Source organism: Streptomyces sp. NPDC056486 (genome assembly GCF_042795295.1).
GTDB lineage: Bacteria > Actinomycetota > Actinomycetes > Streptomycetales > Streptomycetaceae > Streptomyces.
Map to the genome: position 1 here is coordinate 1 of NZ_JBHTSF010000256.1, position 8,738 is coordinate 8,738.

7 protein-coding genes are annotated in these 8,738 nt (G+C 69.5%); 3 read left to right on the top strand and 4 right to left on the bottom strand.

Annotated features, from left to right (window positions below; translation table 11 throughout):
- Nucleotides 1–53: 53 nt before the first annotated feature.
- Both ACFQ7F_RS44045 and ACFQ7F_RS44050 read right to left on the bottom strand, forming a co-directional pair.
- Entirely contained in the window at nt 54–1,493 is a 1,440-nt protein-coding gene (locus tag ACFQ7F_RS44045; RefSeq protein ID WP_383284772.1) for an amino acid permease, read from the bottom strand.
- 146 nt (nt 1,494–1,639) lie between these two features.
- On the bottom strand, nt 1,640–3,067 hold the full coding sequence (locus tag ACFQ7F_RS44050) for an amino acid permease (RefSeq protein WP_383284775.1): 1,428 nt from the start codon (nt 3,065–3,067) through the stop codon (nt 1,640–1,642).
- A gap of 267 nt (nt 3,068–3,334) precedes the next feature.
- Here ACFQ7F_RS44050 and ACFQ7F_RS44055 point away from each other — a divergent pair, with 267 nt between their 5' ends.
- Nucleotides 3,335–3,913, top strand: a complete 579-nt coding sequence (locus ACFQ7F_RS44055; RefSeq protein WP_383284778.1) for a biotin transporter BioY — start codon at nt 3,335–3,337, stop codon at nt 3,911–3,913.
- A gap of 13 nt (nt 3,914–3,926) precedes the next feature.
- On the opposite strand, the gene ACFQ7F_RS44060 is transcribed toward ACFQ7F_RS44055, so the two are convergent.
- Nucleotides 3,927–5,273 carry an FAD-binding oxidoreductase gene (locus tag ACFQ7F_RS44060; protein WP_383284781.1) on the bottom strand — a complete coding sequence of 449 codons (1,347 nt, stop codon included), beginning with the start codon at nt 5,271–5,273 and terminating at the stop codon, nt 3,927–3,929.
- A gap of 147 nt (nt 5,274–5,420) precedes the next feature.
- Here ACFQ7F_RS44060 and ACFQ7F_RS44065 point away from each other — a divergent pair, with 147 nt between their 5' ends.
- Nucleotides 5,421–6,467 (top strand): serine/threonine-protein kinase, encoded by a 1,047-nt coding sequence (locus ACFQ7F_RS44065; RefSeq protein WP_383284784.1) that lies wholly within the window; start codon nt 5,421–5,423, stop codon nt 6,465–6,467.
- On the opposite strand, the gene ACFQ7F_RS44070 is transcribed toward ACFQ7F_RS44065, so the two are convergent.
- Entirely contained in the window at nt 6,464–7,948 is a 1,485-nt protein-coding gene (locus tag ACFQ7F_RS44070) for an amino acid permease (protein WP_383284788.1), read from the bottom strand. The two genes, ACFQ7F_RS44065 and ACFQ7F_RS44070, sit on opposite strands and share 4 nt — an antisense overlap.
- A 192-nt stretch (nt 7,949–8,140) precedes the next feature.
- Here ACFQ7F_RS44070 and ACFQ7F_RS44075 point away from each other — a divergent pair, with 192 nt between their 5' ends.
- Nucleotides 8,141–8,626 carry a ribose-5-phosphate isomerase gene (locus tag ACFQ7F_RS44075; protein WP_383284791.1) on the top strand — a complete coding sequence of 162 codons (486 nt, stop codon included), beginning with the start codon at nt 8,141–8,143 and terminating at the stop codon, nt 8,624–8,626.
- Nucleotides 8,627–8,738: the final 112 nt, after the last annotated feature.

An 8,738-nucleotide genomic window follows, 5' to 3' on the forward strand; every position in this document is an offset into this window, starting at 1 on the left:
GAAGGGGCCCAGGGTCGTCATCGACCCCGGGCCCCTTCATGTACGGCGATGTCCTACTCGGCGGCCGCCGTCACCGACCGCTCCGCGATCTTCTGCCGCGCGAATCCGATCGCGGCCAGGATCAAGGTCAGCGCACCCGTCGCGAGCAACTGCTTGCGTGTGTCGGGCTGCTGCGTCATCAGGTAGAAGATGTACGCCATCGCGGCGAGCGCCACCCATGTCAGGACCGGGTAGCCCCACATCTTCACGACCAGCTTCTCGGGCTCCTCGCGCTCCGTCCTGCGGCGCAGGATCAGCTGCGAGGCGGCGATGAAGATCCAGACGACCAGGATCATCGCGCCGATCATGTTCAGGAGCCAGGGGAAGACGTCGTCGGGGCGCCAGTAGCTGAGCAGGACGCAGACGAAGCCGAAGACCGAGGACGCGAGGACCGCCAGGCGCGGGACGCCGCTGTAGATACGGCCGAGCGCCTTGGGGCCCTGGCCGCGTTCGATCAGGGAGTACGACATGCGCGACGCACCGTAGATGTTCGCGTTCATCGCGGAGAGCAGGGCGATCAGGACGATGACGTTCATGATCTGGCCGGCGCCGGGGATGCCCAGGTGGTCGAGGGTGGCGACGTACGGGCCCTTCGCCACGACCTCCTTGTTGTCCCACGGGAGCAGCGTGACGACGACGAGCATCGAGCCGACGTAGAAGAGGGCGATGCGCCACATCGCCGTGCGCACGGCCTTGGCGATGTTCTTGACCGGGTTCTCGGACTCCGCGGCCGCGATGGTGACGGTTTCCAGACCGCCGTACGCGAAGACGGATGCGAGGAGGCCGATGATCAGACCGTCCGTGCCGTTCGGCATGAAACCGCCCACGCCGGTGAGGTTGTCCGTGCCGGGGGCGGAGACGTCGGAGCCGGGCAGCAGGCCGAGGATCGCCAGGACGCCGATGCCCAGGAAGAGCGCGATCGCGCCGACCTTCAGCGCGGCGAACCAGAACTCGAACTCGCCGAAGTTCTTCACGGCGGCGAGGTTGGCCCCACAGAACACCAGCATGAAGAGGGCGACCCAGGCCCACTCGGGGCTGTCGGGGAACCAGCCCACCATGATCTTCGCGGCGCCGATGCCTTCGAGGCCGACGGCGACGCAGAGCAGGAACCAGAAGCCCCAGCCCGCCGTGAAGCCCGCCCAGGGGCCGATCGCCCGCTCGGCGTGGACCGAGAAGGAGCCGGACGCCGGGTTCGCCGCCGACATCTCGCCGAGCATGCGCATCACGAGCATGACGAGCGCGCCGGATATGGCGTAGGCGAGGACGATCGAGGGCCCGGCCGCGGCGATGCCCGCTCCGGAGCCCACGAAGAGACCGGCGCCGATCACGCCACCGAGGGCGATCATGGAGAGATGCCGCTGCTTGAGGCCGTGGACGAGCGGCGAATCGACCTTGGGGGCCGCGTCGGCTGCTGGGTCCTTGGGGGTGTCCTGGGGAGTGGACATCCGAGACATGGGCGAGCCCTGTTCAGTAGCTGAAGTGGGGGAGCGAGCGGCCCACAGTCTGAAGTCCGGTACCGCTGACAGGGAACACCCGACCGCTATACGGACACGACGCTCACACGTTGTGAAGAGGTGGGCACGAAATGTTCACGCCCGTTTCAGGTGCGCCTCGCGCCGTCGCGCCACTCCCGCAGCCCCGCCACCGCGAGCACCAGCCCCGTCGCACCCGCCGACCACAGCAGCTGCGGCCGTGCACCGTCATCGGTCAGCATCAGCCCGAGCACGGCGGCCATCGCCGCGAGCGCCGCCCAGGTCAGATACGGGAACGCCCACATGCGCAGGACGAGCCGCTCCGGTGCGTCGCGCTCGATGCGGCGGCGAAGCCGCAGTTGCGAGACCGCGATCAGGGCCCATACGAAAAGGAGCACCGCGCCGACCGAGTTGAGCATGTAGAGGAAGACCGAGTCGGGCCACTTCAGATTGAGTACGACGGACACGAAGCCGAAGGCCACCGATGCGAGCACGGCCCGCCGGGGCACTCCGCCGCCCGACACCTTCAGGAGAGCCTTGGGGCCCTCGCCGCGCTCGGCGAGCGAGAAGATCATCCGGGACGAGCCGTAGAGGTTGGCGTTCAGCGCCGAGAGCAGTGCCACGAACACCACGATGTTCATGATCGTGCCCGCGGACGGTACCCCGATCGAGTCGAGGACCTTCACATACGGACTGACGCCGGTCTTCTGCGCCGTCCACGGCAGCACCGTCACGATGACCAGCATCGACCCGACGTAGAAGAAGAGGATGCGGTAGACGGCGCTGCGCACGGCGCGGGCCACCGAGCGCACCGGGTCGTCGGACTCGGCGGCGGCGATCGTCACGACCTCAAGGCCGCCGAAGGCGAAGACGACGGCGAGCACCCCGGAGATGACGCCCTCCCAGCCGTTCGGCAGGAATCCGCCGTGCCCGGTGAGGTTCGTGAGGCCCGCAGGCTCCCCAGAGGAATTCGATGCAGCGGGCAGCACCCCGAAGATCGCGAGCAGCCCCAGGACCAGGAACGCGACGATCGCGAAGACCTTCAGCGTGGCGAACCAGAACTCGAACTCGCCGAAGTTCTTCACGGCGGCGAGGTTGGCCGCAGTGAACACCAGCATGAAGACAAGGACCCAGGCCCACTGCGGAACCCCGGGCGCCCAGCTGTTGGCGATCTGCGCGGCGCCGGTCGCCTCCACGGCGAGCACGACCACAAGCAGGAACCAGTAGAGCCACCCGACGCTGAACCCCGCCCAGCGGCCGAGGGCGCGCTCGGCGTGCACGGAGAAGGATCCCGACGCGGGCATCGCGGCCGACATCTCACCGAGCATCCGCATCACGCACATCGCGAGCGCACCGGCGATGAGATACGAGACGACGATGCCGGGCCCGGCGACAGCGATCCCGGCCCCGGATCCGACGAAAAGGCCCGCTCCGATGACTCCGCCGAGCCCGAGCATGGTCAGATGCCGCTGCTTGAGCCCTCCGCCGAGAGGTTCCGTTCCCTCTGCCGTGCCCACGCCTGCGGGAGCCGATTCATCGGGGGGTGCTTCGTGCATGGTGCTCAGCGCTGCTCTCAGGCTCACTAAGAAGTTGGCGGGAACCTACAGTCTCCCCGGGCACTGGCCCCCCGCGCAAAATGGGCCTCGTCACGCCTCACCTCAGTGACGAGCATCACGCCTCCCGCGGGGGTACACCCCACCCTTTGTACAGAGCCCACCACCGGAGCCCCCGGCACCTTGTCACCCACCACCGGTGTTGGGCGCCCCCGCCTGAGATAGCGTCGCTGCGTCCCACCTGCCCGTCCCAGAACCCGCGGAGTCCCGATGAGCATCGCCGCCGTCTCTTCCCGTCCCGGCCAGGTCCTCGCGGACCTGCTCCCCGCGTCCCGCGCGAAGGACGCGGCCCTCGTCCTCGGTGGCGCCGCCCTCACCGGCATAGCGGCCCAGATCGCCGTGCCCGTCCCCGGCTCCCCCGTACCGGTGACGGGGCAGACCTTCGCCGCCCTCCTCGTCGGCACCGCCCTCGGCGCCCGCCGCGGTTTCCTCTCCCTCGCCGTGTACGCCCTCATCGGCATGGCGGGCATGCCGTGGTTCGCTCAGGCGGGCTCCGGCGCCGCCGCGCCGTCCCTCGGCTACGTCCTGGGCATGCTGCTCGCCGCCACCGTGGTCGGCGCCCTCGCCCGCCGCGGCGGCGACCGTTCGGTCCTGCGCACCGCGGGCACGATGGTGCTCGGCTCCGCGATCATCTACGCGGTCGGCGTCCCGTACCTCGCCGCCGCGACCGGCATGTCGCTGACCCAGGCCGTCGCCGCCGGACTCACGCCCTTCCTGATCGGCGACGCCCTCAAGGCCGCGCTCGCGATGGGCGCGCTGCCCACCGCGTGGAAGCTGCTCGACCGCTAGCTCGACGGCTGGCTCACCCGCCGGCAGTCACGCCGTAGTTCCGCCTGAAGAGGTTCGCCGGGTCATACGTGGCCTTCAGTTCGGCGAGCCTCTTCCGCGTACCGGCGTCGTACAGGCCGTCGGGCCGGTCGCCCGCTCCGAAGGCGAAGTTGAGCAACCGCCCCGCTGTCTCCGGCGCGAAAAGACCGAAGGCCCGCGCCTGCACGGCCCGCACCGCAACGAGGTCCGCGCCCTCGAACGGCGAGAGCACCCGCACCAGCCACCCCGCGTCCCGATACGGCACCGCGTTTCCCGAGGGCCCCACGGTCTTCGCGAGCGCCCCGCCCAACTGGTTGATCTGGACGACGTGCATCGCATCGGCGGCCGGACCGGTCAGCGCGAACAGTTCACTCGCCGCCGCGACATCCAGCTCACCCACCACCACGCTGTCCCCGTAGTAGGAGTGCGGAAAGTCCGGGTCGCTGTGAATCGTGTGGCTGTCGGTGTACGGCATCTCCCGCAGCGAGTCCGACACCACGGGCCCGATCTCCCGCAGCGGCGCCACAAGCACCTCGCCCGCCGCCTCCGAACCCGTGAAGGCGACCCGGACCGTGACGAGATAGCGGCCCCGCAGATGGGGCGGAAGCTGCGGGATGTCCGGGTAGACGAGGGCCGCCACCGACGAGGTCACCTCGTCCGGCACCGTCCGCGTCCACGCCTCGTACGCCCGCAGGACACGGTCGGGGTCGACCTCACGCCCGTCGAACTCGATCGCCCCGCCGTACAGCCGCGCCACCGGCACCAGGCCGATCTCAAGAGCCGTCACCACCCCGAGGTTCGCGCCCCCGCCGAGCAGCCCCCAGAACAGCTCGGGCTCGGTCTGTGCCGTCACGTGCCGCAGCTCGCCGTCCGCGGTGACGACGTCGAGCCACCGAACGTGATCGGCCGCGTATCCGAACTCCCTGGCCAGGAGGCCGAGGCCGCCGCCAAGGGTGTACGAGACGGCGCCCACGCCCGGCGCGGAACCGTTCAGCGGCGCGAGCCCGTGCGCCGCCGCGGCCTCGATGACCTGGCCCCAGCGGACACCCGCGCCCACGGTCACCGTGCGCGCGTCGGCGTCGATCCGGACGGAGTCCATCCGCCGGGTGCTGATCAGTACGCCGCCCTCCGAGGATCCCGGAAGCCCGTGCCCGGTGGCCTGCACGCCGATGGGAAGACCCGCCTGCGCGGCGTGGGACACGGCGGCGACGACGTCATCGGCGCTCTCGGCCCCGAACACGATCGCGGGCCGCTGCGCGAAACCGGTCTGGAACCCGGCGGTCTCCTCGTCGTACCCGTCGTCGCCGGGCCGGAACACGAGTCGCCGATCGGTGAAGTCCACGGTGATCCTCCAAGAAGTGCTTGCTGACGCGTCAGAGGTTCCCCGTAAAACCTGACATCCGCCGTCAAGTTTTCCGGTCCTTTTCCGGGCCTTCGGTAAACCGCGTCAACTGTGCTGTCATGAGAGGAGGGTTGGGGGTGGACACCCATGCCGGAGCTTCGCGTGGTCGCGGGCCGCTACCGCCTGCTCGATGTCATCGGTCAGGGCGGCATGGGCCGCGTGTGGCGCGCGGCCGACGATCTCCTCGACCGCAGTGTCGCGGTCAAGGAGATGCGGATCGAGGGTGCCTTCGAGGGCCCCGACACGGAGGACACCCGCGTCCGCAGAGAACGCGCGCTGCGCGAGGCGCGGGCCAGCGCGCGGATCGATCACCCCGGTGCCGTACGCGTCTATGACGTCGCCGAGGAGGACGGCCGGCTCTGGATCGTCATGGAACTGATCGTCGCGCGCTCTCTCGCCCGGTACGTCGCCGAAGAGGGGCCGCTCGACGAGCACGAGGCGGCGCGCGTCGGCCTCGCTCTGGTGGCGGTGTTGCGCCGGGTGCACGGGGCGGGCGTCCTGCACCGTGACATCAAGCCGGAGAACGTCCTGCTGAGCCCCGCGGGACCTGCCGACCGGGTCGTCCTCACCGATTTCGGCATCGCCGCCCTTGAGGACACGGGCCGCCTCACGCAGACGGGCATGCTGGTGGGTTCGCCCGAGTACATGGCGCCCGAGCGGGTCTCCGGGGCGCCGCAGGGGCCGCCGTCGGACCTCTGGTCCCTGGGGGCGACGCTCTGCACGGCGGTGCGCGGCAGTTCGCCCTTCGCCCGCGATTCGACCCTGACCACGCTGGTCGCGGTCCTGCACGAGGCACCTGAACTGCCGCCGGAGCCAAGCGGATTACGTCCGCTGCTCGCCGCGCTCCTCACCAAGGAGCCGGAGCGGCGCCCGGGCCTCGACGAGACGGAGGCGGCCCTGCGGGCGGTGCTCGCGGCACCACCGAGGCCACGGGAATCACCGCGGACTCAGCCCGCCGACGGCTGGCGGCCCCACGTCCTGACCGCCCTGGTCCTGCTTGTCGCGGCCGCCGTGGCAGCCGTCATGTTCTTCACCGCGCGCGATCCGGGAGACGGCGAGCCGTCGGGACCGAGCACGCGGCCGCCGACGGTGGCGGGCACGTCGACCGCGCCACCGCCGGACGGCACCGGCTAGGCGTCGACGGTGTCAGTGTCCGTGTCGGTGTCGACACCCGCGTCGGCGTCGGCACGGGGCCGCACCTTGTCCCGTACGACCGAGAACACCACCACGAACGCCGCGGCGAGCAGCGAGAGCAGCACCTGCTTGCGTCCGGCCTCGTCGGTCAGCATGTAGACGAGCACGAACGAGATCATCGCGATCGTGACCCAGGTCAGGTACGGGAAGAGCCACATCTTCACGACGAGCTTCTCCGGCTCCTCGCGCAGGATGATGCCGCGCATCCGCAGCTGCGTGAACGCGATCATCAGCCAGACGAAGAGGGCCACCGCGCCCGAGGAGTTCAGCAGGAAGTCGAAGACGGTGTCCTGCCACTGGTAGTTGAACCAGACGGCGATGAAGCCGAACACGACGGACCCGAGGATCGCTGCCTGCGGCACACCGCGCGCGTTGGTGCGCGCGAAGGCCTTGGGCGCGTCGCCGCGTTGGCCGAGCGAGAAGGCCATGCGGGAAGCGGTGTAGAGCCCGGAGTTGAGACAGGAGAGGACGGCGGTGAGCACGATGACGTTCATGACCTGACCGGCGTGCGGAATGCCGATCGAGTTCAGCGCGGCGACGTACGAACCGTCCTTCATGATCGTCTTGTCGTTCCACGGAAGCAGCGTGATGACGACGAAGATCGAGCCCAGGTAGAAGACACCGATACGCCAGATGACGCTGTTCGTCGCCTTGGTGACGGCGCGCTGCGGGTCCTCGGACTCACCGGCGGCCAGCGTGACGATCTCGGAGCCCATGAACGAGAACACGACCATGAGTACGCCGGTGAGGATGGCGCCCGCGCCGTTGGGCATGAATCCGCCCGCGTCGGTGAGGTGCGCGAATCCGGCGCCCGGGTTGTCCGAGCCGGGCAGCACGCCGAAGACGGCGAGCAGGCCGATGATCACGAACCCGCCGATGGCGACGACCTTGATCCCGGCGAACCAGAACTCGAACTCACCGTAGGAGCCGACCGATACGAGGTTGGTCGCGGTGAGCACCACCATCACGATGAGCGCCCAGCCCCACTGCGGGACGGCCGGTATCCATCCATTGAGGATGACGGCACCCGCGGTGGCCTCCACCGCGAGCACGACGACCCAGAAGAACCAGTAGAGCCAGCCGATCGAGAAACCGGCCCAGCGGCCGAGCGCCTGGTCGGCGTAGGTGGAGAAGGAGCCCGAGGCGGGGCGCGCGGCGGCCATCTCGCCGAGCATCCGCATCACGAGGACGACCATCGTGCCGACGAGGGCGTACGAGACGAGGATGGCGGGCCCCGCGGCGGCGATACCGGAGCTTGAGCCGACGAAGAGGCCCGCTCCGATGACGCCACCGATGGCGATCATCGAGAGGTGGCGGTTCTTCAGCCCGGCCTTGAGGCCGTCACCGGTGTCTCCAGACTGCGGATCCCCAGGTTCGTTGGGGCTGCGGTCTGCCTTCGCAAGGGAGGGTTGCGAGGTCATGGACGAATCCTTAAGTTCTCGGGTCACGAGCCCCCGCATTCAAACTCAGGGGTGTACGTGACGGAAGTCCCGACTCCGGATCGTTGTATTCCGGCCCAATGGCCCAGACCTTGGTGAACGGATGAACAGGGGTGACCAAGGTCCGGCCCCCGGTCGCCGCTACCCGCCCCGCGACGTGCCACACTCAGTCGCATGCGCGTGTACCTCGGCTCGGATCATGCCGGCTACGAACTGAAGAACCACCTGGTCGAGTGGCTCAAGAGCCACGGCCACGAGCCCGTCGACTGCGGGCCCCACATCTATGACGCCCAGGACGACTACCCCCCCTTCTGCCTCCGCGCCGCGGAGGGCACGGCGGGGGACCCGGGATCCCTGGGCATCGTGATCGGGGGCTCCGGCAACGGGGAGCAGATCGCCGCGAACAAGGTGAAGGGGGTGCGGGCCGCCCTCGCCTGGAGCGAGCAGACGGCCGCGCTCGGGCGTGAGCACAACGACGCGAACGTGGTGTCGATCGGCGGCCGGATGCACACGCGGGAAGAGGCGACGAAGTTCGTCGAGATCTTCCTGGCGACGCCGTACTCGGGCGAGGAGCGCCATAGCCGCCGCATCGAGATGCTGGCGGCTTACGAGAACACGGGCGAGCTGCCCGCGATCCCGGCGCATCACCCGCAGGGCTGAGTTCCCCCGCACCGTCAATCACCGGCTCCGCCGAGTTCGTCCTCAATCGCCGGACGGGCTGATGGGGTTCAGCCCTTGCGCACCCGCCGAGCCATGATCACCGCGCCACCAC

Bases quoted from the DNA above. Each gene is read 5' to 3' on its own strand.
- ACFQ7F_RS44065 (WP_383284784.1), top strand. From the start codon at position 5,421: ATGCCGGAGCTTCGCGTGGTCGCGGGCCGCTACCGCCTGCTCGATGTC.
- ACFQ7F_RS44070 (WP_383284788.1), bottom strand. From the start codon at position 7,948: ATGACCTCGCAACCCTCCCTTGCGAAGGCAGACCGCAGCCCCAACGAA.
- ACFQ7F_RS44075 (WP_383284791.1), top strand. From the start codon at position 8,141: ATGCGCGTGTACCTCGGCTCGGATCATGCCGGCTACGAACTGAAGAAC.
- ACFQ7F_RS44055 (WP_383284778.1), top strand. From the start codon at position 3,335: ATGAGCATCGCCGCCGTCTCTTCCCGTCCCGGCCAGGTCCTCGCGGAC.
- ACFQ7F_RS44045 (WP_383284772.1), bottom strand. From the start codon at position 1,493: ATGTCTCGGATGTCCACTCCCCAGGACACCCCCAAGGACCCAGCAGCC.
- ACFQ7F_RS44050 (WP_383284775.1), bottom strand. From the start codon at position 3,067: ATGCACGAAGCACCCCCCGATGAATCGGCTCCCGCAGGCGTGGGCACG.